This is a genomic window from Lysinibacillus sp. JNUCC-52 (assembly GCF_015999545.1).
Classification (GTDB): Bacteria; Bacillota; Bacilli; order Bacillales_A; family Planococcaceae; genus Lysinibacillus.
Map to the genome: position 1 here is coordinate 560,408 of NZ_CP065546.1, position 24,109 is coordinate 584,516.

Sequence of the window (24,109 nt, forward strand, 5' to 3'; positions counted from 1 at the left end):
TCTTTTTTTAAAATGAATAAAAATTAAACACCTTTAAAAAGCCTTGCTACAATTAAATATAGCAAGGCTCTTATATTTCTAACTTAAAATAATAACAGTGGGGGACAAGGCCCTTATCATGTAATCATTTGTTTTACAATGTTATCCTTAATACGTTTAATGCTAGTTGCTGATAAAGCCATGTGTTGACCTATCCAACGTTGTGATTTACCGTCTAGCATCCAGTTGAGAACTTGTACCTCTCTATCCCCATCAACTCTTTCAATTAGCTTTTGCACCTCTAGTAGCTTCTTCTCGTAATCTGCAACACGCTTAATATTTTTCGAACGTCTAATAGCTTCCTGCATAATCGGATCACCTACACCGCCTGCAGCCTTTGGTAGTGTAGCCTCGATACCGTATTGAGCTGTTTTTGCCCCAATAACCATTTCTGCACGCATTTCTTTGATGGCGTTAACCATCCAGTGGTAGTCTGTAATCATTGAATCTAAAGCATCTGGTGTAATAATTAATGTTCTCTCTTTTAACATAGATTTGCCCCCTATGATATAATGCTTGTATGACTAAGCAATTAAAGGGCATAACCAATTCGAGCTGTAGCGTGTGACGACGCTGCGGCTTTTTCTTATCTCTATTTACTGACCATTTTACTCAAAATGTGCAATAAATTAATGTTTATAAATTAATAGAGCCGATTGCCCTTAACTCCATTTTTCACACGAATAAACTACTACAAATGGAGGTGGAAATATGGATAATTGTAGTAACTGTAATAAACATTCCTGTTTATGTGGACAACAAACAAGACCTTTTACTGCTGTGGAGCTCTGTGGAATGACTGGTATTACTCCGGTAACACCACCTTCACCCTGTAGCGGTTTATGTGAATATGGATATATTTACAATCTAAGTGCAGGAGTTGTAGCTATAGAAGCTGATATTCTTTTCGATTCAACAGGCTTAGTTACACCTGGAATTACGCATGTACCTGGAACCTCTCAAATTTTTGTTACCACTCCAGGAGTCTACGAAGTTACTTTCATCGTATCAGGTGTGGAACCTAACCAATTCACACTGTTTTTAAATGGTGCACCTGTTACCCAAGCAGTCTATGGTTCAGGAGCAGGCACTCAACAAAACACTGGCCAGGCATTAGTTTTAATATCATCCGGAGGGATTCTTACACTTAGAAATCATTCGTCTGCCGCAGCAGTTACCCTACAAACTTTGGCTGGAGGCACACAAATAAACGTAAATGCTTCTATTATCCTTAAATTGTTAAGTCCAATTGTTTAAAGATAAAATACTTAGTAAAAATAGTCAGGAGTAAGTTTCCTTCGACAAGGGATTTACTCCTTTTTTCTATTCAGATTTTTTCATTCATATCAGTTAATTAATAACCCGTGTTCTCACTTGCTTACCGAACAATATCTTTGGGTTTTTTTTGTTACTCATTTTCCTCAAATTAATCTGTAACCCAATTTTTTTATGAATTAATTTTCTGATTTCAACCATACTATCCTTGTTTGAAAAATTGCAATAAAACAGAAAAGGATGTGTAAGTATGGGTATTCTTGGAGGAAATCCAAAAGATGAACCATTGCATTATGGTGAAGTATTTAGTGTTTGGACAGGTTTAATGACAGACTACGGCATGATTGCTGGCTATCAAACGTTCTATAATCATGCAGGTGACGAAGATCTAAAAAAAATTATTGAAGATATAATCGAACTTTGTAGAGACGAAGTAAAACAATTAGAAAAAATACTAAAAACTAATGGTATTGGTTTACCTCCTGCTCCACCTGAAAGACCTGTAGCAAGATTGGAAGATATTCCTGCAGGCGCAAAGTTTAATGATCCCGAAATTAGTGCTGCACTGTCAGTAGACCTAGCTGCTGGATTAGTTGCATGCAGTCAGGCAATGGGTACTTCCACTCGTGAAGATATCGCATTAATGTATGGTCAATTCCATGCAGCAAAAGCTCTAATTGGTGCCAAACTATTACGTCTTAATAAAACTAAAGGTTGGTTAGTTCCACCACCATTACATGTAGATTATCCAGAAAAATAATATTTATTTACCTGACAAACCGTCTCCCCAGTATCAAACTGGGGTTTTATTTTTGTCGTACTCAAACGAACCTCCATAGCCTCACTCTTTTTTAAACAATAACCTACCGCCTAAACTATTCACTTTTTAATACATAAAATAAAGTGTCCTGTAATTTGCTTGAGAGATATATCACTCTAACTAATCCTTTAGAAATTGGCACTTCCTGTTGATCACTTCCTTAATTGAAGTGATCCTTTTTTATTGCTAATGTATAAATTTCAACACAACTTGGAAAAAAATAGATCTGTCACTATCACACACTTTACTTGGGCTATGACGACCTCGCCGTTATAGCCTTTTTTATATCTTTTTTAAAGGCTATGAACTATACAAACATAGTTATCCAATCATATAAATAGTAGTGTTAAGCTAGTTTCTTAGTTTGACACCTCTTGATTTGTTGGTTTAGGGTCACTCTGGTCCAGTGGCTCTTTTAATATTCTTTTCTCGCATACTTATAGTTAGAATAATATTTAACTCCAATACATAATTTAGTTCTGGGATGGCAAGCATCGCCCCATGATGTTTTAATAATGCTATCCCTTTACTTCAACTCTTCACTTAAGCCACCTACGCAAACGACTAATCTGCTCAAGCTCTTTCCCAATGCTTCTCAATTGCCTATACGTTTTGCATCCTCTACATTTCTTAGTAGGATCATAAGCCTTACGTTTTGGACACCCTTTGCATTTGAGAAAAGCCATGTGGTCCTGCTGGTTGATTAGGCGGGCTCTCCGTTGTTTAACTTCCTTGCGTACTACATTCACTTCTGGCACCCCATTCAATCGTCACCTCTGCTCTCGGATTATCCGAATACAACTTACGAGCAACCAACTCTGTCACTTGACTATCGTCATGCCATATAACCTTGCTAAGACCGTCTTTGATGCCCTTTGCGAGATTGTCGATGTCTGGTTTAGTTGTTGGCCTTAATGCACCCTCTACGGCTTGCTGATGCTTCTTTTTGCTAAATGATTTTGGAATCTTTCGATAAACATCAATTCTTAGCCTTATTTCCTCGGTAATAAGTGTATCTGGCGCAACTTGTGAGGCTACCAATCTCACGAATGATTTATAGTCTTTGGATTCCTTCGGATCACGTACAGACACGTTATTTCCGAAACGACTAAACTTCGGCCGCTGTTGTGCCTGCACGTCACCAGGTATTTCAATTTTGAGTACGTTCATGTTTGCCCTCCTTATTCACATAACCCATACTGACTCGAGCACACTGGAACTTCCTCCATCAGTTTTAATAGGTCGTATTGTACTCCGCCATAAGTTGTTTTCGACCATTCAACAACATCATGGATTCCATGGCCTCTGTCATCACTCGTAAAGAATGTTGCAGATCCACGCTTAGATGCTTTTGAAACAATTTCTTCCCAGCGTTCCACCCTTTTGATTTCTTCAGGGAATCGTCTAGCAATCTCATACAATTCTTCTTTTTTGCTATTAATACATGGCATACAACCAACTCGTCCCATTCCCTGTTTATACAATGGATTCGGCTTTATTCCATGCTTATCATGTTGTTTAAAAACGTCGTATACATCCCAATCGAGTATTGGACGATAGATTGTGTACCCTTCTGGCGTTTCCTCTGTCTCAGCCATTTTAGATCGGCTCAAACTTTCATTCGCTCTTATACCCTGCCAACTCACAACATGGTTTCCTGCCTCGATAATCGGTACATACACCTGGTCAAACATTGGTCTTACTTTTAATTCGACCGTGCAAAATCGTGCCATCGTTGATGGGAAACGACCTTTCCACATACATAAGTCCAAAAATGGATTGCCTGTAGGATGCAACACTTCTAAAGCTTGTTGGATAATCGTTTCTGATACGCCTTCTTTTCGCCATTTAGTGTCTACCACTTCACGTTTACGCAAGATCTGCTGGCTAAAGTCAGGTTTAATTCTTGTGATCGGTCCTAACTCTTTTTCAAGATAATCGATATATTTATAAGTTTCTGGATGCTCATGTCCAACATCGCTAAAAACCACTTTTAAGTTTGGTGTATCTCTTTCGAGTGCCAGGAGCCACATCGCTGTACTGTCTTTGCCACCGCTGATTGAAATTACATTTATGTCTTTCATCGTTCCACATCCTTATTAGCACTCTATTTTGTCTGCTGATAAAACAACGTAATGCCGTTCTACCAGCAGCGTATATTTATTTACATCTACTTTTTGCATACTTCTTGCAAGCTTTATATTTCAGCCTTATATCAGGTCCGCATCCGGTACCAGTCCTTTGCAGCGAACACTTATACCAATGTGTTTTGGGGTCACGTTCATGTTGTTTTTTCACCAAGTAGTAACATGTTTTACATGTTGCATCCTCTGGTCCATAACCATATTTACGACACATAATGTTAGGTTCGATTTGTTTATTCTGCGGTGGTTCCTCTGGTAATCCTAGGTCAAATTCGATTTGCTCCATCAGCTCACCTCAATTTCGATATTCCTTAAAATGGTAAATCATCTTCTGATACCTCAATCGGCCCCTTACTATTAGCAAATGGATCTTCATCCACTCTCGCATAACTTGGCTGGTTATTATTACCGCCATAATTGCCCTGTGGTGGCGTTTGATTCGTTCCACCTATATTTGTACTAGATTGATAGTTCGGCGCGCTCTGTGCACCTCCTGTGCTGTTTCTTGGCTCTAAGAATTGAATGCTGTCAGCTACTACATCAGTCGTATAAATTTTCTTCCCATCCTGCCCTTCATAGCTGCCTGTTTGGATTTTGCCCTCCAAACCAATTAAATTACCTTTCTTCATGAAGTTTGCTAGATTCTCGGCTTGTTTTCTCCAAGCTACACATGAGATAAAGTCTGCCTGTTGTTCACCTTCATTTTTAAATGGTCGATTGACAGCCACTCGGAACTTACATGAGGCAATTCCGTTCGGTGTATACCGTAACTCTGGATCAGCTACTAGCCTGCCGACCAATACAACTCGATTTATCAACTAATATCAAACTCCTTTAATTTGTTATAAATAGTCTTTCTTGCAACACCTAATTTTTTTGCTGCTTCAGTAGGTCCAAATTGTTTTACCAAGCTTAAAAGTTCATCTTTTTCGATATGTTTATAGGAAGGATGATTACTTTTATCCTTTAATCGTTCTTTAGCCCATTTCGACATTTTATTTTTAGTCTCATTGCTTCTTTTAGCACCTGTATGATGCATTACAGTGTGTTCAGCGTGTTGCATTAAATCTAAGTTACCTATACGATTGTCGTGTTTTATTTCATTTACATGATGTACAACTTCACCTGGAATTAAATATCTTCCTAACTGCATTTCCACAACAACTCGATGTTCAAAAATATAACCATTCACTTTGTCGCTATGTGGATGTGATTTTATACAAAGTACTACATAACCTTGAGGCGTTCGTTTTCTACCAGTAACATCATGAAAGTTTTCTCCAATGCGTATTGTGTAAAATGTTTGTTTTGCTTTCGGTGCTGGCATATTTTTCACCTCCAACTAATACGACTCGGTTAATCATCTATATCCTCCTTAATAATGAATTTTTGACCGTCAAACCAATTTGCGAAATTCCAAACGAACAATCCTAAATCTATAAATGGTTCGTCATCATATGGTTTAAATGTGTTGATTTCATCGTTAGAATAGCCTAATGAACGAATCTTCTCGCGATTTTCTTCATTATCTTCAATGTTGGCAAACAACAACGTGCCGTCATCCGTTTCATAATCATCAATTTCAATCGAATTAATAATTTCTAGCGCCTTTTGTTTATCTATTGATCTCATGCAATCATTTCCTTTCTCTGTTCTGGATAGTAAACCTTCGGCTCATACTGGTGATAAAAGCCCTTAGGATTATCATGCATTGCCAGTGCCACTTGTAATTCGAGTTCATCGAAGCATATTGTTTTTGACTTAGCCCCATCCCCATCACGCCAAATGATGACTGCATAAGGTGTTACTCCAAAGCCTAGAAATATTGGATTCATCACTCATTCACTCCCACTAATTCGTATTCAACTTTCAACACTTCCGCTAAAATTGGAGCGACTTTTTCGCAAAACACTCGACAACGCCAATCCTCGTTATATGAAATAAACTCTTCAAACCAAGGTTCGTTGGAGAAAATCTCTTGTTTAATCGCACATTCGAACCAATTTGACCATTCACTATAAAGATGATTTTGTGTTATTTCATCGTTTCCTCTGAAATATTCGATTTCTTCCCAAATTTCACGTGCTTGTTCTTCATCTATCTGGTTGTATCGACGAGCTTGCAGCAACAAAACCTTCATTGCTTTTGCTGTTTTCTCTGTATCAACATAATCACGCTTTGAGTAATCCTCTAACTTTCCGAATAAATAATCGTTATTTTTGCTAAAGGTATCAATTAAGAACTGAATAAAATCGTTACCTGGCGCACCCCAACTGAATGAATAAGTTTCATTACACAAACGAGCTGTAAATCCATTTCTTGATTCATCTACTATCAATTCACAATAATCATGGCCGTTTGTATATTTTGGCTCTAATTCAACCATTAAACTTTTGATTGTCTTTGCCTCAACAGAAATAACTCCTTGGATATCCATCCCTTCGCCCTCCAATCAAGGGGCTATTCGCCCCTCTATCTATGTTCAAATACTTTGCGTAATCGGTAATTTACTTTCATGTCTTTCGGAATTGTTACTGTGAAATCTTGAGCCATTTCAAACAGCCTGCTTGTTAATGCCTCGTCAATATAAAGCATGTCGTCCAGTGATAATTCACTAGATATTAGTAACGGCTTGTTGTTTAAATAGCGATAGTTGACCACTTCAAAGATGACCTCGGTCTGCCACGGTTTCACATCGACTTTTCCACCAATCGGTTTAAACAAATCGTCTATGAACAGGACTTCAACCTCTTTCATCCGATCCATAATTTCGTTCTTACGTTCAAAGTTGTTAGAAGCGATATTGTTCATGCCATCTTTATATGGGAAGTACAGAACTTGCACTTGCTTTGCATGCATTAGATAGTTGGATATTGCGGTTAATAGATGCGTCTTGCCACAACCAGGTTGTCCGATAAGCATGATGCTGTTCTGTCTGAAACCTCTAATTTCATCAAAGGCTGCATAGTACTGATTCGCTTTGCTTTTCATTTCAACAACTTTAGGATGGACATCATCAGTGGAGAAGTTTTTAAAGCTCATTTTCTGAAACTCTTCTGTAATGGCACTAGATTTGATCAAGCGATTTAGCTGACGTATTTTAGCGCACTCACATTGCTGCCATTCTTCGGTGTCGTACTGCAAAATAACTTCTGTGCCATTTTGTAATAGTGTTGTTTCACCAGCTTTCTTTCGAACAAGATAACCACCTTCATCCTTACACTTAGGACAGTTGTAATTAGGCTCCTCAGCTACTGTAGTCTCCGAACACAATTGGCTTCGTGCGTGTAGTTCCTCCATTACTGCTGCCATTCTGTCGCCCGTTTTTTGCATCTATCTTCACCTGCCAATCTGCGTATGTGTTAACTCCTTTTTCAATGGACCAGTTACGTAGTATTCCTTCGATGTACTCGACACTTGATTTACCTAAATCAGCAGTAAGCTTAATAGCTTCGATAATCAGTAAGTGGTCTGAATACAAGTCGAGAAGTTTGTCCATTTTTCGATGATCCGTAAAGTTACTGATTCGAATGATGGAATCAAAGGAATTTTTAATTTCCAAGAACGGATTGACCGACTGACTCTCTTTTCTCTCTTTCAGTACTTGGTTATTATCAGTATTTGGTTTATTCAATACTTGGTTATTATCAATACTTAGTAGTGTTCGATTTTCTACTTCTTGAAAACCTACTTCTTGGTTTTCTATTTCTTGCTTTTCTACTTCTTGAAAATCGGTAAGTAGAGAATTTATAGGTACTTCATGAACAACCGTTTCCCATTCTTTAATTCTTTGCCCTTCACGAATAGGTTTTCGTTCGATGTAGCCACATGTCTTTAACTCATTGAAACCAGCTCTAAATGACGCTTTACCATCAGTTGAGTGTGTCATTAATTCGTCCAAGTAAAACACCCAATCATCTGGCATTGAAAGCATATATGCCATTATGCCTTTAGCTTTCCAAGATAGCCGGTTGTCGTTTAATGCAGTTCGATTCATCACTACATAGTTGTTGTTCTTAGCCACTCGGATGATGCCCATTTGCCCTGACCCCTCCTATTTGCTTTTTCGATGTGTTAAACGCTTCATTCGTTTAACTCGTCTACGTTCTTTCTGTAAAGCTTGATTGAAGTGATTCTCTGCATGATTCCACATGCTTTTGATAGCCTTATAATTCAAAGAACGAACCTTAGTAACCTTTTGATAGAAACCTCTTGTTTTGAACTCAATTGACAGCCCGTACGTTTTAATTGACCAACAACCATTTGTGCAATGCTTAGTTTCGTAACCTGTATCATGCCACTCTGAATAATCAATCACCTCAGCACCGCACACTTTACACGTTTTATCTTTATAGCCCCAAGAATACTGGTCATACGCTTCTGATTTACCGAACTCCCTACAAAGCGCAGAAAATATCGCACGTTTTCGTTCTCTGTATATTCCAGCCATTTGCCCTCGCCTCTCCTTATGTCGCAATATTCAAATTTTTAATTACAGACTTAATGTTTCAAAGGACTTCTCTATAGTTTCGATGTTTTCAATCGAATAAAAACTAGGGTGATATTCATGTTTTTCAATCCACTCACTTAATACCAAATTGATTTTTTCCTCTAATTCTTCCCGTGCATCTTTTGGAACATGGTTTAAATAATCATCCGCATAGTCTCCACCAACCCAAGAAGCATTTTCAGCGATTTCATCTAAGACAGTATCAACATTTATAGACGGCACAAATTCTTGACATTTGCCTACGTAAATAGTTACACCTGTTTGTTCAGGATCTGACTCTTCCCCTATTTCATCTAGCCAGTTATTAAGCAATGGGATTGTGCCAGTTTCGTTTATGAAAGCAATTGCTTCTTCCTTTGAATCAAATTCGCCGAAATTATTTGCTTCCCATTTTTCTTCATCAAAAGTGATAATCCATTTTCCATCTAATTTCATTTTCTCGTCCCCCTACGGAATAAAAATCATCTTGCCTGTTGCCCTTGCTACTGATTTAAAGATGCGCTCCATGTTGCTATTGCCATCTGATAAATGCAGTAAATGTATTTCTTCGACCTTTGATAAGTCGTTAGCTTTAAAGAACTCTAAAAGGTTTTCTAAGCTAAAATGTGACTTCATAACCCTTTTACGCATTGCTGGATGAATACGGCCACTCTCTACGTTGTCGTCCAATGTTTGTTGGTCGTAATTACACTCAATCATGATGTGAGTTAGCCCTGAGAATCGGTATTTCACATAGTAAGTATCTGTTGCGAATAAAAGCTTTCCGCCGTTGTCTGACTGTAGTAAAAACCCTAATGGCTCATTTACATCATGCTGAACATCAAACGGCAATATCGTCCAAGTACCTACTCTGAATTGCTTCTTGCTTTCGACTGTATTAATACGGTGGTGCTGTAGTTGCAATGCCTCTTGAGTACCTTTTGACATGTAAACATCTAACCCTCGATTTAACACCGATTCCACGCCTTTACAGTGGTCTTTGTGCTCATGGGTAACAAGTACACCACCAAGGTTCGAAGTCTCGAAATTAACGCCCTGCTGTATCTGTTTGAAGCTGATACCACACTCTAGGAGTAGAGGGGTGCTACCATCTGTAATGTGATAACAATTCCCCTTACTTCCTGTTGCTAGAGTCTTGATTTCAATCATTAGAAACCTGGTCCATCAGTAAATGAAGCTTGTTGTTGCTGTACTGGCTTTTTAGTTTCAACAACTACTGTTGCCTCAACTTTTTCAGCAGGTTCATTAGTAAAATCAATTACTTCTGAGTTAGCATTTTGTTCAATTTCTCGCTTCACTTCTTCAATGTCACCCATATCTTTGACTGTTGGCTCAAACTCATTTTCAGTTGTGCGATTAACAGATTCTATTAATAGATCACTATCATCGGATGTATTAATAAAGGCTTTCGAAGCACGGTTGATAACTGTACGTTTCGCCATTTCTTGCGGATACTTATTTTGGACATTTTGCGTTTTAGCTGTTGACCATGCTGTTGCAATTTCATCCATTGTCATAACCGTTAAGAACTGTTTGCCGTCCTCGCGCTCAATAATGCAATAAGCACCTTCGATATCCTCTTTTTTACCTGTGGCAGCTTTCCAATTTACTTTGTGAGCTTTGAAAGCTAGTTGACCTCGTTCGTTATATTCGACCTCAAACTCTTCGCCTTTCCAGATAACGTTTGCCCAAATATCTTTTACGCCATTCAATCTTTTAAGGACTGCTTGGGTACCATGATAAGAGCGTAAGAACTGCAATTTGTCACCGTATGGCACGAAATAACCCTGCTTTTTAGCTACAGATAACCCTTGGATTGCCATGTCTTGGAGAGCAAAGGCTACTGATTCAGGAGTTACTTTATCAATCAATGCTTTGTTACTACCGAAATCTACGGCTGTCAGCGTGAAATAAGCTGCTTGTAAGGCATTAACTGCAGAATAGTTATCTGGCAAGTTAATTTGACCTTGTTGTTTCATTTCCTCAATCTTTTTCGCTACTTGTGTAACAAAAGCGTTTTGTTTTTCTTTTGGAGCTACTTGGTTTTGTTGTTGTGCTAATTGATTTGTCATTAATGAACATCCCCTTTAACCTTCGATAATTGGTTTTCGCCAACAAAAACTGGTTCATTTAAATCATCTAAAAATACTGCATACTCCATACCAGGCTCTCTAAAATCGTTGTAATTATAAATTGTCCCTGTGTATGTTTCAGTGCCATCATTATTTGTAACTTTCACTTTCTCTCCCACATCGAAAGTCATGTTACATTGCCTCCAATACTTTAAGTTTTAACGCTTCTTTATCAAAAGAATCGAAGCTTTCCATGTGTAAAAAAATTACTTTACCTTGGCAATTAACTAAAGTAAGATTTTCACCGTCTACTGACTTCACAAGGAAAACACGGTCATATTCTTCACCATCTACATCGTGGCCTTTAATGTGTACTGCCTTACCTGCCAGTTTTGAATTAAAAACGGTCGTTTGTTCATATAATTCCATGTTAAATTGCCTCCTTATATTCGATTGGTTCTAATTCAACTCGTAACTGCTTGTCCTTTTCAGAAACCACTAAGCTAATAAGTTGAGTTTCCACATCTATAAACTTGGTTACAGCCTCGGCATTGTCTACGAAAATAGGTGCTAGGATGCCATAATGAGCTGATAGTGTATTGATGATGTCTAAGCCGACATTGATTTTCGCTGCATTGTTAAGGCCAGTGCCGTATGGTACGCCCTTAAATGTCGTTTCACATACTTCGTTTAATCCACCATTTACTTGTGTATCAAATAGCTTGAATCGTGCGTATTTGAACTTGCTGTTAATACGTTCAGTGAGCATGTTTACTTTTGTTCGGATAAATTCTTCGATAAGGAATGTAGTTTGCTCTAGTTTTTCGTACTCTTGAGCAAGTTTCACCTGTTGATCTTCAAGCTCAATGATTCGCTCTTTACTCGCTTCGATGTTTGCATGTTGAGATAAAGCATTGTTGTAGCCGTTACGAATGAACTTTAATTTTTCTATTTCTTCATCAATACCAGCAACAGCTTCATAAGCATGTTCATTTAACTGCTTAATTTCAGCCTGTAACCCTTCAATTTGTAGAGTGATAGATTTGTATTCATCAGTGACTGTCACATCTGGCACCGATGTCTGAGCTTGTTGTAATTTTTCATTAAACTTTACAAGCTCTTTTTCTGCTGCGGCTAATTTATCGTTTAGCTCCTTAGATTTAGGGATTAGAACAGAATTGAGCTTCTCGTTCTTTGTTTGAATTTGCGCTTGAATTTGAGTATTCTCATCGGCGAATACTGGCCCCTCTGCTTTAATTTCAGCCTTACGCTTAGAAATGCGCTCATTAAACTGCGCTAAAGCCTCAGCGCGAACAGCCTCAACTTGTTCTTTTGGCAATGCCTGTTTACAAGTGGGACATTCGCATTCATCCGAATACTCAAAAGTCAATGCATTTAATGAAGCAAATTCCTCTCGTAACTTCTGCATAGACGCTTCATTTTGCGTAATACGACCAGTAAACGCTTGAATGTCACGACCGATTGCTTGCTTTTCAACCTCATTCATGCGAATTTCAGATTGAATAATTTGCACATTACCTTGCGCTTCCTGCAAACGTACTTGAAGCTTATGAACTTCTTGCAAACTATCAGCTTCAAACGAGCGTTTAAGGTCATTCTGCTTCATTTCTAACTCTTGCAGCTGACGTTGTTTTATAAGAATTGACTCACCATTTTTCACACGGATTTTCTGTTGTTGAAGCTCGTCCATTTCAGCTTCGATTTGCTCAACTTGTTGACGCATTTTTTCAATGTCTACAGTCGTTTCCGGCATCATTTTATTAATTTCATCAATACGTACTGGAATCATTTCAAGTTGGTCATTGATCTGTTTCTTTTGGCTAGCAATGATTTTCTTCATATCTTCCATTGATTTGCCATTAAGAAGTTCATTTAATTTAGCCAGTGATTGATTTGATGCAATCACATCTTCATCTGAAATGTCACCGCAGATTTCAATAAGTAAGGCGCGACGATCTTGCCATTTCATTTGTTCGTTAAAGTAAGTAGGTGATGTTAGAAGCTTGAATACTTCTTCATCTACAATGCTTTCAACTGCGGCCGTATAATCTTTTTTAGACATCGGTACATCATCTACAAAATGTTCAACCACATGCCCTGTAAACTCTGCTACAGCTTGACCACGTTTTTTCGTCCACTTCTCTTTGTAAATCTTCTTTAGAGTAACTAGCACCCCATCGATTAAGAATGAGCCTTCAACCGTATGCTCCAAGTTATGTCGTTCAGTGCCATCACCGTTCAAAGTCTTGATGGCAAAGTCCTTTTTGTTGTTGCTATCCTTATCGAATAAAAGCCATAAGAACGCATCAAATGTTGTAGTTTTACCTGCCTCGTTGTCACCAAAAATCTCCGCGTTGCCACCGTCTAATTGAATATCAAGTGATTTAATGCCCTTGAAATCACGTAATTTTAAAACTACCAACTCAATTTTCTTCATCTTTTTTGCCCTCCTGTGGTATGATGATGTAAATTATTTGTTTTTGAAGCCACTGTTCGCGCAGTGGTTTTTTTGATGGCTTAACCACCAATCTACTTACAAAACTTTCTTCGCAACTGGGGTCTATTGACTGTCGCTCGCTCCTAAAATCAGGTCATGGCGTACTGTGCTAGGTTTTATAAATAGATTGCTAGTCCCATCAAGCAGCTTGTAAATTCCAAAGAGGAAACGGCTAACCAACCATTTACAAGCTGCTTGACGAGAGCGAGTTTCGACTCGCAAACGTCTGAAATTATTTATTTATCTTTAAAGAACGCTTCAATTTTCGCTGCAACGGGATCTGTAATTTCAACCTTTAATACATAGCCTTGTTCTTCAACTAAATTTACTTCTGCTCCACTAGAAACCGCCCATTTTTTTATTTTTTCAAATGCTGAATAGGCACTATTTAACTTTCCGCCAACAGCATTTACTCCATGAATAAAGAATGTATATGGCTCTATTGGCGATATTTTCACACGCTTTACGATGGTTTCAAAAATGGTATTACTAACCTCTAAACCTGCGAGATTTTTCATTTTCATTCTCCTTTTGTCTCTATTAATCACATTTTGTGTTATAATAGATTTGTATAAGTTGTCGCTGTTTAATCACGCCATTGATTAAGCAGCTTTTTTATTGCCATCTAACTTGGCTAATACTTTCTTGTCGCAAAAGAAATGTACATAAATTAACCTCTGTTTTAATGACATGTGTCTCCACGCTCTAGGCTTGATGCGCATATTTCTTCATCGCCTCTCCCAGCAAACCTCTATTTGTTAAATCATTGATTACCCACTGAAAGTTTTGTTGATCTTGTAGATGCGCTTTCAATCGATCAATTTCGTGTGATGTTCGCTTAATTTTTTGCATACACTCTGCAGACAACTGGTAATCACCACGTTTGTTATGCAATCCAATCGCTACTAATAAATCCTCATTACAAGCCTCTAACATTGCTATTTTCAGCTTTAATTTTTCTACAATATCCAATTGAACACACCTCCTATAAACATCGGAACCATAGGCATTAACTGAGTTACCGCGTTCACTGTATCCATTCCGAACAGCATTGCTGCAGCTGGTATTTCCGAACCTGTTACATTAATCCACCTTAGAAAGGTTGATAAATCTAAAGTCTTTCGACCACTTTCATATTTACTAACACATGATTGTGTAACATTTAACTCTTCGGCTATATCCTCTTGCGTCATTTTCGCTTTCTTACGAAAGATTTTTAGCATCTTTCCATGTTCTATTGCATCAAACATTTCGTTCATCGCCCCTCTAAATATTCTGTATTAGAATAAATTCCATTGTGGAATACAAATTTCTTCCAAGTTAACTTAATATAGTGATAAGAGGTAGATTTGCCCCTACCTCTTACTAGATTGGTAGTTTGACGAGGCCATTTGCCCTGGCCTCTCCTATTTAAATTGCACCTGCCCGTGCTTTTTTAATTCCATTCATTCATAATGATATTTTTTATTGTTGTTGCAGTTGGTTCGTATAACCAAACACGTTTTCCTTTAAATCCACGTTGTCTTTCATATTGTTTGATACGTGGATCACACAGGATATGTTCTTCCAAGAACGTTTTTTTAAATGTTGTTGCCCTTATAATGTCATCGATATCCCAAAATAAAATTTCATGTCTTGCTGTTTCGTTAATAAGTTCACGTAGCTCAGATGTTATTCTTTCTTTTGTGATTCCTGACATTTCAAATAAGGTTTTGATTACTGTACTTTCACTAGGTGCTATTCCAATCACATTGCCACCGCCTTGTTTAAAAACTTATTAATAAAGTAGGCTTGTCCTTTACCTGTTATTTTTGAAGTTCTTGAAATACTAATTTCTCCGCTTGTGTGATAAATTGGCGTTTCTTTGATTTCGAACAAACCAAGGTCCATACTCTTTTGAGTCGGTGTGTTATAGTCAGAACCTTTTCGTTTGATTAAATAGCCATTATCTCTAAGCCATTCGAAAAGTCGCTTTTGTCCGATGTCTATACCGTTTTGCTTTAAGATTTTTGCATACTCACCAATAAGAATTGTTGTTTTACTTGCTTGAATAGCTTCTGCGAAAAGAACTTTCGGTTTTTGTTCTTCAATTAACATTTGCTGTTCAACAATTTTTCTTTTGTTACTTTCGATAGTTTTTTGAGCTATTAGAAATCCTTTCGCTAAGATTGTCATTTCATCGTCATCTTCCGTTGTAGCGATGTAGCCGCCATTAAGGCGGATGTCTTTCAAAATGTTCTTAACCTGTTTTTTAAACTGCTTAGCAATAGGTTTTCGTGATTGCATTAATACTTCATATAGACCATCTTCTGTTAGGAACCATGTTTCTTGGGTTCCTCCAAGGGTATAAACATTGTTTAGTACCTTTTCATCTTCATCGATACTTTTTAACATAGAAGAAACATTACTATGTTCAATCCAACCAGCAACATCCTTAGCTAAAAACAACGGATTTTCAGAAGTTCCGTAAACCTTGAAATTTTTATCTAGCAAAACCTGTTCATGTATAACTTGTAATTGAGTCATTATCCAAACCTCCTTGTTTCAATTTATATATAAAAGAAAATCAGACAATTTGTTTCCCTTTTTGTAAACCACGTATAACAAATTCATTAAAAAAAATATCGTTTGGATTTCTATTTAAGGCATTTGCAATTAGTAAACCAAGTCTAACTCCTGGTTCTTGCCCATGAAGTTCAATATTAGTTATAGTTTGGCGAGAAGTTTTAGTACGTCTTGCTAATTCAGATAATGACATACCTAACTCTTGTCTAATTTCTCGAACTTTATTGTTAACCATGAGTAACACCTCCTTGTTTGTATTGTAATACACGCATAACAAATATGTCAACAATGATTTACAAAAGAATTATTTATATTTTTTTACCCTTGATGTAAAGTATGTATTACAGGTGGTGATTACATGAAAACTTTAGGAGAATATTTAAAGGAATTAAGAGGCAAAGAATCTTTACGAGATGCCAGTTCGCGCATCGGTATTAGCCATACTTATTTAGATACAATTGAAAAGGGTTATGATAAACGCTCTGGTAAAATTGTAAACCCGACTCCTGAAACATTAAAATTAATTTCAAAAGCTTATATGTGTGAATATGAAGATTTGATGACTCGCGCAGGTTACTTGGAAAATGAAAATAAGAAAACTCAAATGTCAAAAGATGAGCTTGATATAGCTAAACGAATGGCCGAACTACGCGAGGATTTATCATCTGCAACCGGTCTACTATTCGATGGTGAACCGATGAGCGATGAAGCCAAAGAATCTTTATTAGAAGCAATGGAATTTGGTGTGCGTCTAGCAAAGAAAAACAACAAAAAGTATATACCAAAGAAATATCAAAATGATGAAGAATAATTATGATTCGAGGGGTTGCGGATGGGGTGGATCAAAAAGAAGGTCGAGTATTTATATGCGAAGTATAATACTAGAAATCCATTTACATTAGCTAAATATTTAAAGATAGAAATCTTTTATTGGGATTTGCCTCCCGATATAAAGGGTTTTTATCAATATGAAAAACGTAATCGATTTATTTTTATTAATAGCCACTTAAGTGTAGAAGAACAACTTATTGTTTGTGCTCATGAAATAGGTCACGCAATTTTACATACTAAACTAAACACCCCTTTCATGAGAACAAACACGTTTTTCTCTGTTGATAAAGTAGAGATTGAAGCAAATACCTTTGCTGCCCATCTATTAATACCAGATGAAAATTTGTTTGATTACGATGAACAAAAAACATTTTACGATATAGCTTCATTACATAACGTACCGCTAGAGTTGGTAAAACTGAAATGTAAGGGGCTATTTTAATACATAAAAAAAGAACATATATTCTGTTTGAAAGGAGTGATGCAATCTGATTACCCTATATTAATTGTCACCTGCCCGTGTAATTCTATGGAGGTAATCTTATGGCAAGGTATAAAATGATTAAAACAAAAAAAGATTGTATTTACTGGTATAAGGATTCGAATAACAAAAAGAAGTTTGCTTTTCGTTACAAGTATTATGATCGTTTTGGAAACCGCAAAGAAAAAACAATGTTAAGATTCGATACTGAATCAGCAGCTGAACGTGCATTAATCGAAGTCAAAGCTAATGTATTAGATGGAAATGATAGATTTGTAGAGAGTGCAAATGTTACTGTGGCACAGTGGATGGAAATTTGGTTTGAGATGAAAAAGAAAGTTTGGCGTCCAGGCACTTACATTCATTATCAAGAGTCCTACAAAAATCATATCAATCCTCTAATCGGGCACTATAAGCTGCAAAAATTAACAAAAATGACTCTTCAAAGAGAGTTAATTGATAAGTTAGTGTCCTATGGATTAATGAGAGCTACCGTACAAGGCGTGTTTCGGGTTTTCAAATCAGCTGTTTCCTATGCTGTTGAGGAGGAAATACTTCTTCGAGATCGGTTTAAAAGAATGGATTTTAGTGCTGCACCTTCTAGTGACAAAGAAAACTACCTAACTGAAGAAGAGTTAGAATTATTCTTGCAATGTGTTAAAGACAATGACCCTTCCACTAGGTACTCCTCTATTTTAACTTTGGCAATGACAGGTATGCGAAAAGGTGAAATGATGGGGTTAACATGGAATGATATTGACTTTAAAAATAAAATAATAATTATTAATAAAGCTCGGACACGCACAGGGCTTGGTCCACCGAAAAGTGATAATGGCTATCGAAAAATTAGTATGAACAATGAATTATACGCGCAATTAAAGAAGTACAAAGCTTGGTGTATTAAGAAGAAGTGGGACAGAAGTATGAAACATGAAGATACTGATTATGTATTTATTTCTCGCCAAGGGTGCCGCCCTATTGGCTTAACATACGTTGAGGATGCAATCGATATGATTTGTGAAAAGTACGAACTAAAAAGAATTTCCCCTCACGGTTTAAGACATACGGTAGCATCTATTTTACTTTCACGTGGAGAAACACTTGTAACTGTCGCGAAAATCTTAGGTGACGATCCGAATACTGTTCTAAAAGAATATGTTCACTCGTTCGAAAAAGATGAAATTAAATCTATTGAATTGATGAATAAGTTCGCAACTGGAGGATGATTTTTTAAAAATAGAGATATTTTGATGTATTTGGGGTACAAATTGGGGTACATCAGTTTTTGTACCCTCTCATACCCTTATATATCAACGCTTTCCCTCTAACTCCAACCAAATGATGTAGTTTGCGTGGTAGACAACGCCCATTTGGTCCGTCTCCGCATATCGAATCTCAATCTGTTTTTCACTCACAAACATTTTCTTCACCTCGTCCTACATTATAGCGTAAAAATATTGACTTGGCGGGGTTTAGGCTTGGGAGATTTCGATAGGTTGTTAAATGAAGGTTAAAAAATTTTGAAATTAACTTAAAATATCAATAAATACTCTACGCCATCTAAACACATATATGTTATTTGCTTTACTTCTGATGTAATGATGTACCACAGTATTCACAATGGTTTTCTTTCGGGTTTAATGCTGCAGCGCAATTTGGACAATTTAAAGCTTTAACCATCTCTACATCGCTACCATTCAAAATGTCCAACTCCATAGTGAGACCCGCCATATGCTTTACTTGTGTACAAGTATCTGCATTTAGTTTTTGTTGACGAGCCTTTGAACCTGGAATTTCACTTTCCCTTTCAAATCTCTCAGCTGCTGTTACTCCTTGATCAATAGTTTTGTTATACTTCATAGACTTTTTCCATAAGTAAATCCCTAAGTATATAAATATACTAATAATTATTAGAAAAATAAATATCTGTCCTATGTTGTAATTAGTTTGAATGGCAACTATAACTCCAGCCATAGAAAAATTAAATGCCCAAAACCATAAAAATAGTGACACAAGACGCAAGAAAAATTTCACTATTATCCCTCCTCATACACAAATATACAGAATTTAGAGGGATTTAACTATATTAATTTTGCATAATGGGTATATCGTTTTCTCTTCCCCTTGCCATTACCACTTCGTTTAGCCTCCTTTTCAGCCTTCATCAGCAGCAAGTTTAATTTGCACAGCAGCTATAACGAATGCTTTTTCGTATTTGGGTAATGTATCAAATTCTGACAGCCACTTATGAAGTTTGTGAAAGCAATAATACGGCTGTTTGATGCAGTTTTCAAAGCAAAAAAAACCCTCGAATCGCTCAGGGGTCTTTCATTCGTCTATTATTCTACTGTGGTAAAATTGTCGAGTTAGCTCACTTTTAGCAACCGTGGTAGAGCTACACCACGTTATTATTGTAATCAAATTGTGTTCGTGCATTTCCGTGCACGTTTAGTAAGTTTGACTGATCAAAATGGAAAGTGGACGAAGTTCACATGATAACCACTCCTTTCAAATTACAAAACCAATCTATAAATGTAAAAAGCCACACCTATTAGATGTGACTCACAATAATACACTTATGCTAATCTTAAAATAACAATAGACGCGCTGATAACCTGAGCGCCAGGAATTGTTACATTTAATAAAGCTGTTGGGTTTGGATCAATATTTCTCAAAGTAAGAACGTCCGATGCATTTAAAGTAGTGATTACTTGACCATTTTGCGGATTGGAACCACCATTGCCTCCGTAATTGGAACCCGCTATTTGGTTGTCGCCATTGAATAGGGAAAATGCAAAAGGGCCACCAGTAACGAACACTTCATAGGTAATAAGATAAATCCCTGTTTGATTTATAATGATAGGTGCTGTTCCAGTTACATGAGTTACAAATCCTTCAGGTATAATATTGCCATTTGTATTGAAAGTAACCTCACCATTATTCGGAATACCTGGTTGAGCAGTTGTATCATAAATATAAGCAAACCCTGGAAGACCTGTACCTACAGGTTGTTGAGGTACCTGTACTCCTTCTCGGTTATTTTTGTTAGTGCAACTTTCTTCACAATCGTCATGAATTCTGCTAACTCTTTTTTCAGTTCTATCAAATTTGTCAAAACTCACTTTTTTCACTCTCCTTGTTTTATTACATTATTCAATGAGGTGACAAATGTAGACACTTATACTAAATATATACGTACGTTTTAATGGATATATTGATTTAAAAAAGATCACTAAATTAAGTGATCTTTTGAACAAGGAAATGAATTAATTTTTAACATATTATACTTAACAAAACATATGAGCTAGAGCATTGCCTATTCTCTTAAAAAATATGGGCCGGCCATGTATGTCTTGCCTCGAACAAGTTTATGAGGCACAGTTCGGTCGTCGGTCTGTCTTTCCCTAATATTTAGGTTTTTATAAATACCAAAGAAGAAAAACCTTACCGCCACCGAACCTACCTCCGAGTTTACAGTACACATTTTCAATCACAAACTATCGTACATGTTTTACATTTGTTCTTTTTGTTACATCTGTTTCATTTGTTACTTTTGTTCCACAATCGCGCCCGATTGTTGAAGTTTTAAAACTGTTGAAGATTCCATAGATATTATTCAGATTGAGGCAACATTTTAACGAAATATTTTGGGGCTTCCGTAAACCCTTGTCTTATATAAAATCTATGAGCATCAGTTCTTCTTGAATGACAATGTACTTCAACTCTATCGCAATTTCTTTTTAGAGCTAAATCATTACAATACTCTTCAAGCTTACGCCCTATCCCCCTACTTCTTATGTTTTTATCAACTGCAAAATAACTAATTCTTGCAAAATCACCTTTTACAGCTAATTGCGGCATAAAATGAACGGAAATGAAAGCAATAATATTCTTATCCTCTTCAAACACTAGTAATTCCTCATTTGGTTCCGTAAGAAGTATTTCAATTTTTTCTTTAAGAAAATGTTCTGTATCTGGGTAATCCAACTGTGTTAATAACAATGAAATCTGTTTGTAATCCTCGACTTTTGCTGTTCTAAGCCCCATTTATTTCACTCTCCCATCTTTATTTATGACTGTTTATTTCAACTAAACTTCTTCGGATTTAAGAGTAACGCTTCGGAATTTAGATTGAGATCCATAACGATCCGCTTCTACTACCGCTATTATTTTGGAGGAATTAGGTATTACTTTTTGAAATGCACACATGTTATGCAAAATATTCACAGGACTAACTTTAGCACATTCTAAATACCATTTCTCCTCACTTTAAGTGAATATTCAATGATTAAGTCAAGTAGCTTATGATAAGGAATATTTGCTCCCTGAGCACTTTTTGGCAGTAAACTATTTTTCGTCATCCCTGGTAATGTATTAACTTCCATCACATAAGGGATACCATCTTGAATCATCATGTCGATTCGGGCGTAAACACTACATTTCAATGAATTATAGCAAGTCATAGCAGCTAAAGAGACACGGGCCTGTGTTTCGGGAGGAAGCTGAATCACCTCTTCAATCGTAGCCACATCATTATATTTGGAGGTATAATCAAAAAACTCTCCCTGATGACGAATCGAAATTACCGGTAAAAGCTTTCCATCCAAAATGGAACAAGTGATTTCTTCACCCATAATTAGCTTTTCAATTATCACTTCAGAATCCCATTTGAATACTTCTGCAATAGCAGGCTTTAGTGTTTCTTTATCATAAACAATTTTTACTCCCACACTTGAACCGCCTGAATTAGGTTTCACAACTAGCGGGAAACCCATTTTATCTAGTTCATCCATTTTCAGTTCTTCCATGTTCGTAAGGTGAATCCAATCCGGTGTTTGCACGCCTTCAAAGCGGATGATTTTTTTTGAGATATTCTTATCTATGCATAAGCTACTGGACAGTATGCTACTCCCTGTATAAGGAACTCCCATGGTTTCAAGCGTACCTTGAATAGTGCCATCCTCACCGAATTTGCCATGCAAAGCCAGTAGTGCAATGTCAAGATCGTTTACCTTTTCCACTAATTCTTCTTTGTTCTCTATGTGAATCGGTACAATTTCATATTTATTTTTATCTAAATGTGCGATCATTTCTTCACCTGTCATAATCGAAACTTGTTTCTCGGAAGAAACCCCTCCCATAATTACGCCAACTCTCATTTTTCTAGCCCCCATAATTATTTTTTAACGTATCCCCTATAATTTTTATCCCCTGAATAATCTCTCTTTCATTCAGCCTAGAAAATCCTAATCGTAAAGTATGTTTTCCACTGCTGTCCGTGTGAAAAACATTACCAGGTAAGAAAACAACGCCCCTTTGATAACATTTTTCTAAAAGTTTTTCTGAATCAATATGGTCTTCTAGTTCTATAAAAATATGAAGCCCTCCGTCACCAGTTATTCGTTTGAAAGGAATAAATTGCTTACAATAATGAACGGTTAATTCATACTTTTTCTTATAGACTGATTTAGCTTTTTTTATATACTTCTCAAAGTATCCATCAATCAAATATTGATATAACACAGCTTGGTCTAATGTAGACGTATGAATTGTTCGAGCTCTTTTCAAACTTTCTAAGTAATTAATCAAATCTTTATCTGCCAATATCCAGCCAACCCGCAAACCAGGAAAAAGAATTTTAGAAAAGCTGCTAATATAAATAACATTATTACCTTGGCCAGCGAAGGCTACCAATGATGCGAGATGTGAACCTGAATAACGTAATTCTTCATTAAATCCATTTTCAATGATAGGAAGCTGGTATGACGAAAATAAATCCATAATTTCTTTCCTTTTTTTTGAAGACGTTACGATTCCAGTAGGATTATGGTAAGACGGAATTAAGTACGCAAAATCATATTCATTTTTTGATAGGAGTGTTTCCAGCTGACTAATATTGATACCATCATTATCCATCTCAATCCCATCAATTTCGAAGCCATGTAATCGAAAGAGCTTAAGAGCAGAGTCATTGGTTGGATTTTCACAAATAACACGGCCGCTCTTTTTATTTAAAGAGGATAAAATGAGATCCAGACCTTCCGTGAATCCATTGGTAATTAAAATATCTTTATTTCGAGTGTCTACTCCTTTAATTTCCATATAGCGAAGCAAGTATTCGATAAGTGGTTTATAGCCCTTTGCATATCCATAGTTAAGAACGATGTCTCCTTCAATAGACATCCGATTTAAAAAAGCTCGTTTAAAATTTTCTATATCAAATAGCTTTTCATCGGGTGCGATACTATTGAATGAAATAATTTCCTTATTCCAGCGTACACCATGTTTTTTAAAGTCCAATTCATCCGCCAAAAAGGTTTGCTCGTTAACTTTTTTAGTCCAATTTAACTGGATGGATGGGGATTTGATTATCTCCACATGACTGACAAAGTTTCCCTTTCCCTTTACCGCATAGATAAGCCCTTCTTGTTCCAGATCCGCATAAGCTGTTAGAACGGTGTTTCGGCTAATGGATAATAAAGAACAGAGTTCACGAGTGGACGGAAGCTTTTGGTGCTCAAGTAAATGCCCGTTGGTTATCATTCTTTTTAAATATTCCTTAAGTTGTATATATACAGGACGACCTTCCGTAATCTTAAAATCGTTAAACAATCCATTCATCTCCTTGCTAACATTTTTACATTCCTGCACTGATTTCAAAAGGTCCACACATTATGTATTTTTACTGTCTTGTGGTAGTTGTGTGGAACTATCATGTTTTTAAATATGCATTTGTTCATTTTATTTTAATACAATATATCGAAGCTTGAAATTTAAAGTAATTGTTATTACAGTGTATCAAGTGAAATTGGAAAAACTTTAATATGCCATCAAGTAAATAATGCTAAAATTTG

General features: G+C 36.6%; 33 protein-coding genes. 5 read left to right on the forward strand and 28 right to left on the reverse strand.

Going from position 1 to position 24,109, the window contains the following annotated elements:
* Positions 1-116: 116 nt before the first annotated feature.
* Complete coding sequence (locus JNUCC52_RS03035) at positions 117-530, reverse strand: LuxR C-terminal-related transcriptional regulator (protein WP_337981352.1); 414 nt, start codon at positions 528-530, stop codon at positions 117-119.
* 304 nt (positions 531-834) lie between these two features.
* Here JNUCC52_RS03035 and JNUCC52_RS03040 point away from each other — a divergent pair, with 304 nt between their 5' ends.
* Positions 835-1,296 (forward strand): collagen-like protein, encoded by a 462-nt coding sequence (locus tag JNUCC52_RS03040; RefSeq protein WP_337981353.1) that lies wholly within the window; start codon positions 835-837, stop codon positions 1,294-1,296.
* Positions 1,297-1,564: 268 nt separating this feature from the next.
* The gene (locus JNUCC52_RS03045; RefSeq protein WP_337981354.1) at positions 1,565-2,074 is read left to right on the forward strand and encodes a DUF3231 family protein; all 510 of its coding nucleotides are present in this window, start codon (positions 1,565-1,567) and stop codon (positions 2,072-2,074) included.
* A gap of 783 nt (positions 2,075-2,857) precedes the next feature.
* Here the strand turns inward: JNUCC52_RS03045 and JNUCC52_RS03050 are convergent.
* The 22 genes from JNUCC52_RS03050 to JNUCC52_RS03155 all read right to left on the reverse strand — a co-directional run bounded on the left by JNUCC52_RS03050 (position 2,858) and on the right by JNUCC52_RS03155 (position 16,178).
* A complete protein-coding gene (locus tag JNUCC52_RS03050; protein WP_337981355.1) occupies positions 2,858-3,304 on the reverse strand; it encodes a RusA family crossover junction endodeoxyribonuclease in 447 nt (148 codons plus the stop codon).
* An 11-nt stretch (positions 3,305-3,315) separates the two neighbouring features.
* Complete coding sequence (locus tag JNUCC52_RS03055) at positions 3,316-4,218, reverse strand: phosphoadenosine phosphosulfate reductase domain-containing protein (RefSeq protein ID WP_337981356.1); 903 nt, start codon at positions 4,216-4,218, stop codon at positions 3,316-3,318.
* Positions 4,219-4,589: 371 nt separating this feature from the next.
* Positions 4,590-5,096: a single-stranded DNA-binding protein gene (gene ssb, locus JNUCC52_RS03060; RefSeq protein WP_337981357.1), complete on the reverse strand. Its 507-nt coding sequence runs from the start codon at positions 5,094-5,096 to the stop codon at positions 4,590-4,592.
* Positions 5,093-5,605: an HNH endonuclease gene (locus tag JNUCC52_RS03065; protein WP_337981358.1), complete on the reverse strand. Its 513-nt coding sequence runs from the start codon at positions 5,603-5,605 to the stop codon at positions 5,093-5,095. The genes ssb and JNUCC52_RS03065 overlap by 4 nt, the downstream gene beginning before the upstream one ends.
* Positions 5,606-5,634: 29 nt before the next feature.
* Positions 5,635-5,910 carry a hypothetical protein gene (locus JNUCC52_RS03070; RefSeq protein WP_337981359.1) on the reverse strand — a complete coding sequence of 92 codons (276 nt, stop codon included), beginning with the start codon at positions 5,908-5,910 and terminating at the stop codon, positions 5,635-5,637.
* Positions 5,907-6,113 carry a hypothetical protein gene (locus JNUCC52_RS03075; protein WP_337981360.1) on the reverse strand — a complete coding sequence of 69 codons (207 nt, stop codon included), beginning with the start codon at positions 6,111-6,113 and terminating at the stop codon, positions 5,907-5,909. Before JNUCC52_RS03075 ends, JNUCC52_RS03070 begins: the two co-directional genes overlap by 4 nt.
* Positions 6,113-6,715, reverse strand: a complete 603-nt coding sequence (locus JNUCC52_RS03080) for a phiTE_072 family protein (RefSeq protein ID WP_337981361.1) — start codon at positions 6,713-6,715, stop codon at positions 6,113-6,115. Before JNUCC52_RS03080 ends, JNUCC52_RS03075 begins: the two co-directional genes overlap by 1 nt.
* Positions 6,716-6,750: 35 nt before the next feature.
* Entirely contained in the window at positions 6,751-7,551 is an 801-nt protein-coding gene (locus JNUCC52_RS03085; RefSeq protein WP_337981362.1) for a DnaA ATPase domain-containing protein, read from the reverse strand.
* Positions 7,526-8,317: a DnaD domain-containing protein gene (locus JNUCC52_RS03090; protein ID WP_337981363.1), complete on the reverse strand. Its 792-nt coding sequence runs from the start codon at positions 8,315-8,317 to the stop codon at positions 7,526-7,528. Before JNUCC52_RS03090 ends, JNUCC52_RS03085 begins: the two co-directional genes overlap by 26 nt.
* A gap of 15 nt (positions 8,318-8,332) precedes the next feature.
* Positions 8,333-8,728, reverse strand: a complete 396-nt coding sequence (locus JNUCC52_RS03095; protein WP_337981364.1) for a hypothetical protein — start codon at positions 8,726-8,728, stop codon at positions 8,333-8,335.
* Between the two features lie 42 nt (positions 8,729-8,770).
* Positions 8,771-9,223, reverse strand: a complete 453-nt coding sequence (locus tag JNUCC52_RS03100) for a hypothetical protein (RefSeq protein ID WP_337981365.1) — start codon at positions 9,221-9,223, stop codon at positions 8,771-8,773.
* A gap of 12 nt (positions 9,224-9,235) precedes the next feature.
* Entirely contained in the window at positions 9,236-9,937 is a 702-nt protein-coding gene (locus JNUCC52_RS03105; RefSeq protein WP_337981366.1) for an MBL fold metallo-hydrolase, read from the reverse strand.
* A complete protein-coding gene (locus JNUCC52_RS03110; RefSeq protein ID WP_337981367.1) occupies positions 9,937-10,860 on the reverse strand; it encodes a RecT family recombinase in 924 nt (307 codons plus the stop codon). Before JNUCC52_RS03110 ends, JNUCC52_RS03105 begins: the two co-directional genes overlap by 1 nt.
* Positions 10,860-11,051, reverse strand: a complete 192-nt coding sequence (locus JNUCC52_RS03115) for a hypothetical protein (RefSeq protein ID WP_173478016.1) — start codon at positions 11,049-11,051, stop codon at positions 10,860-10,862. The genes JNUCC52_RS03110 and JNUCC52_RS03115 overlap by 1 nt, the downstream gene beginning before the upstream one ends.
* Position 11,052: 1 nt before the next feature.
* Positions 11,053-11,289, reverse strand: coding sequence for a hypothetical protein (locus tag JNUCC52_RS03120; RefSeq protein ID WP_173478017.1), 237 nt, complete (start codon positions 11,287-11,289; stop codon positions 11,053-11,055).
* Between the two features lies 1 nt (position 11,290).
* On the reverse strand, positions 11,291-13,318 hold the full coding sequence (locus tag JNUCC52_RS03125; protein ID WP_337981368.1) for a hypothetical protein: 2,028 nt from the start codon (positions 13,316-13,318) through the stop codon (positions 11,291-11,293).
* 296 nt (positions 13,319-13,614) lie between these two features.
* Positions 13,615-13,896, reverse strand: a complete 282-nt coding sequence (locus JNUCC52_RS03130; RefSeq protein WP_337981369.1) for a hypothetical protein — start codon at positions 13,894-13,896, stop codon at positions 13,615-13,617.
* A 187-nt stretch (positions 13,897-14,083) separates the two neighbouring features.
* Positions 14,084-14,350, reverse strand: coding sequence for a hypothetical protein (locus JNUCC52_RS03135; RefSeq protein ID WP_337981370.1), 267 nt, complete (start codon positions 14,348-14,350; stop codon positions 14,084-14,086).
* The gene (locus JNUCC52_RS03140; protein ID WP_337981371.1) at positions 14,338-14,637 is read right to left on the reverse strand and encodes a helix-turn-helix domain-containing protein; all 300 of its coding nucleotides are present in this window, start codon (positions 14,635-14,637) and stop codon (positions 14,338-14,340) included. The genes JNUCC52_RS03135 and JNUCC52_RS03140 overlap by 13 nt, the downstream gene beginning before the upstream one ends.
* A gap of 176 nt (positions 14,638-14,813) precedes the next feature.
* Positions 14,814-15,128 (reverse strand): hypothetical protein, encoded by a 315-nt coding sequence (locus JNUCC52_RS03145; protein ID WP_337981372.1) that lies wholly within the window; start codon positions 15,126-15,128, stop codon positions 14,814-14,816.
* Entirely contained in the window at positions 15,125-15,904 is a 780-nt protein-coding gene (locus JNUCC52_RS03150) for a phage antirepressor (protein ID WP_337981373.1), read from the reverse strand. The genes JNUCC52_RS03145 and JNUCC52_RS03150 overlap by 4 nt, the downstream gene beginning before the upstream one ends.
* A 40-nt stretch (positions 15,905-15,944) precedes the next feature.
* Positions 15,945-16,178 (reverse strand): helix-turn-helix transcriptional regulator, encoded by a 234-nt coding sequence (locus JNUCC52_RS03155; RefSeq protein WP_337981374.1) that lies wholly within the window; start codon positions 16,176-16,178, stop codon positions 15,945-15,947.
* A 123-nt stretch (positions 16,179-16,301) separates the two neighbouring features.
* Here JNUCC52_RS03155 and JNUCC52_RS03160 point away from each other — a divergent pair, with 123 nt between their 5' ends.
* The 3 genes from JNUCC52_RS03160 to JNUCC52_RS03170 all read left to right on the forward strand — a co-directional run bounded on the left by JNUCC52_RS03160 (position 16,302) and on the right by JNUCC52_RS03170 (position 18,481).
* Positions 16,302-16,754, forward strand: a complete 453-nt coding sequence (locus JNUCC52_RS03160; RefSeq protein ID WP_337981375.1) for a helix-turn-helix domain-containing protein — start codon at positions 16,302-16,304, stop codon at positions 16,752-16,754.
* A gap of 21 nt (positions 16,755-16,775) precedes the next feature.
* Positions 16,776-17,216 carry an ImmA/IrrE family metallo-endopeptidase gene (locus tag JNUCC52_RS03165; RefSeq protein ID WP_337981376.1) on the forward strand — a complete coding sequence of 147 codons (441 nt, stop codon included), beginning with the start codon at positions 16,776-16,778 and terminating at the stop codon, positions 17,214-17,216.
* A gap of 101 nt (positions 17,217-17,317) precedes the next feature.
* Positions 17,318-18,481 (forward strand): site-specific integrase, encoded by a 1,164-nt coding sequence (locus JNUCC52_RS03170; RefSeq protein WP_337981377.1) that lies wholly within the window; start codon positions 17,318-17,320, stop codon positions 18,479-18,481.
* A 358-nt stretch (positions 18,482-18,839) separates the two neighbouring features.
* Here JNUCC52_RS03170 and JNUCC52_RS03175 read toward each other — a convergent pair whose 3' ends face one another.
* The 5 genes from JNUCC52_RS03175 to pdxR form a co-directional block, all read right to left on the reverse strand.
* Positions 18,840-19,289 (reverse strand): hypothetical protein, encoded by a 450-nt coding sequence (locus JNUCC52_RS03175; protein ID WP_337981378.1) that lies wholly within the window; start codon positions 19,287-19,289, stop codon positions 18,840-18,842.
* A 542-nt stretch (positions 19,290-19,831) separates the two neighbouring features.
* Positions 19,832-20,377: a collagen-like protein gene (locus JNUCC52_RS03180; RefSeq protein WP_337981379.1), complete on the reverse strand. Its 546-nt coding sequence runs from the start codon at positions 20,375-20,377 to the stop codon at positions 19,832-19,834.
* Between the two features lie 490 nt (positions 20,378-20,867).
* Complete coding sequence (locus JNUCC52_RS03185) at positions 20,868-21,302, reverse strand: GNAT family N-acetyltransferase (RefSeq protein ID WP_337981380.1); 435 nt, start codon at positions 21,300-21,302, stop codon at positions 20,868-20,870.
* 200 nt (positions 21,303-21,502) lie between these two features.
* On the reverse strand, positions 21,503-22,414 hold the full coding sequence (locus tag JNUCC52_RS03190; protein ID WP_337981381.1) for a D-alanine--D-alanine ligase: 912 nt from the start codon (positions 22,412-22,414) through the stop codon (positions 21,503-21,505).
* 4 nt (positions 22,415-22,418) lie between these two features.
* Positions 22,419-23,867: a MocR-like pyridoxine biosynthesis transcription factor PdxR gene (gene pdxR, locus JNUCC52_RS03195; protein ID WP_337981382.1), complete on the reverse strand. Its 1,449-nt coding sequence runs from the start codon at positions 23,865-23,867 to the stop codon at positions 22,419-22,421.
* Between the last annotated feature and the right edge of the window lie 242 nt (positions 23,868-24,109).

Bases quoted from the DNA above. Each gene is read 5' to 3' on its own strand.
- JNUCC52_RS03035 (WP_337981352.1), bottom strand. From the start codon at position 530: ATGTTAAAAGAGAGAACATTAATTATTACACCAGATGCTTTAGATTCA.
- JNUCC52_RS03040 (WP_337981353.1), top strand. From the start codon at position 835: ATGACTGGTATTACTCCGGTAACACCACCTTCACCCTGTAGCGGTTTA.
- JNUCC52_RS03045 (WP_337981354.1), top strand. From the start codon at position 1,565: ATGGGTATTCTTGGAGGAAATCCAAAAGATGAACCATTGCATTATGGT.
- JNUCC52_RS03050 (WP_337981355.1), bottom strand. From the start codon at position 3,304: ATGAACGTACTCAAAATTGAAATACCTGGTGACGTGCAGGCACAACAG.
- JNUCC52_RS03055 (WP_337981356.1), bottom strand. From the start codon at position 4,218: ATGAAAGACATAAATGTAATTTCAATCAGCGGTGGCAAAGACAGTACA.
- JNUCC52_RS03065 (WP_337981358.1), bottom strand. From the start codon at position 5,605: ATGCCAGCACCGAAAGCAAAACAAACATTTTACACAATACGCATTGGA.
- JNUCC52_RS03070 (WP_337981359.1), bottom strand. From the start codon at position 5,910: ATGAGATCAATAGATAAACAAAAGGCGCTAGAAATTATTAATTCGATT.
- JNUCC52_RS03075 (WP_337981360.1), bottom strand. From the start codon at position 6,113: ATGAATCCAATATTTCTAGGCTTTGGAGTAACACCTTATGCAGTCATC.
- JNUCC52_RS03080 (WP_337981361.1), bottom strand. From the start codon at position 6,715: ATGGATATCCAAGGAGTTATTTCTGTTGAGGCAAAGACAATCAAAAGT.
- JNUCC52_RS03090 (WP_337981363.1), bottom strand. From the start codon at position 8,317: ATGGGCATCATCCGAGTGGCTAAGAACAACAACTATGTAGTGATGAAT.
- JNUCC52_RS03095 (WP_337981364.1), bottom strand. From the start codon at position 8,728: ATGGCTGGAATATACAGAGAACGAAAACGTGCGATATTTTCTGCGCTT.
- JNUCC52_RS03100 (WP_337981365.1), bottom strand. From the start codon at position 9,223: ATGAAATTAGATGGAAAATGGATTATCACTTTTGATGAAGAAAAATGG.
- JNUCC52_RS03105 (WP_337981366.1), bottom strand. From the start codon at position 9,937: ATGATTGAAATCAAGACTCTAGCAACAGGAAGTAAGGGGAATTGTTAT.
- JNUCC52_RS03110 (WP_337981367.1), bottom strand. From the start codon at position 10,860: ATGACAAATCAATTAGCACAACAACAAAACCAAGTAGCTCCAAAAGAA.
- JNUCC52_RS03115 (WP_173478016.1), bottom strand. From the start codon at position 11,051: ATGACTTTCGATGTGGGAGAGAAAGTGAAAGTTACAAATAATGATGGC.
- JNUCC52_RS03120 (WP_173478017.1), bottom strand. From the start codon at position 11,289: ATGGAATTATATGAACAAACGACCGTTTTTAATTCAAAACTGGCAGGT.
- JNUCC52_RS03125 (WP_337981368.1), bottom strand. From the start codon at position 13,318: ATGAAGAAAATTGAGTTGGTAGTTTTAAAATTACGTGATTTCAAGGGC.
- JNUCC52_RS03130 (WP_337981369.1), bottom strand. From the start codon at position 13,896: ATGAAAAATCTCGCAGGTTTAGAGGTTAGTAATACCATTTTTGAAACC.
- JNUCC52_RS03140 (WP_337981371.1), bottom strand. From the start codon at position 14,637: ATGAACGAAATGTTTGATGCAATAGAACATGGAAAGATGCTAAAAATC.
- JNUCC52_RS03150 (WP_337981373.1), bottom strand. From the start codon at position 15,904: ATGACTCAATTACAAGTTATACATGAACAGGTTTTGCTAGATAAAAAT.
- JNUCC52_RS03155 (WP_337981374.1), bottom strand. From the start codon at position 16,178: ATGGTTAACAATAAAGTTCGAGAAATTAGACAAGAGTTAGGTATGTCA.
- JNUCC52_RS03160 (WP_337981375.1), top strand. From the start codon at position 16,302: ATGAAAACTTTAGGAGAATATTTAAAGGAATTAAGAGGCAAAGAATCT.
- JNUCC52_RS03165 (WP_337981376.1), top strand. From the start codon at position 16,776: ATGGGGTGGATCAAAAAGAAGGTCGAGTATTTATATGCGAAGTATAAT.
- JNUCC52_RS03170 (WP_337981377.1), top strand. From the start codon at position 17,318: ATGGCAAGGTATAAAATGATTAAAACAAAAAAAGATTGTATTTACTGG.
- JNUCC52_RS03185 (WP_337981380.1), bottom strand. From the start codon at position 21,302: ATGGGGCTTAGAACAGCAAAAGTCGAGGATTACAAACAGATTTCATTG.
- JNUCC52_RS03190 (WP_337981381.1), bottom strand. From the start codon at position 22,414: ATGAGAGTTGGCGTAATTATGGGAGGGGTTTCTTCCGAGAAACAAGTT.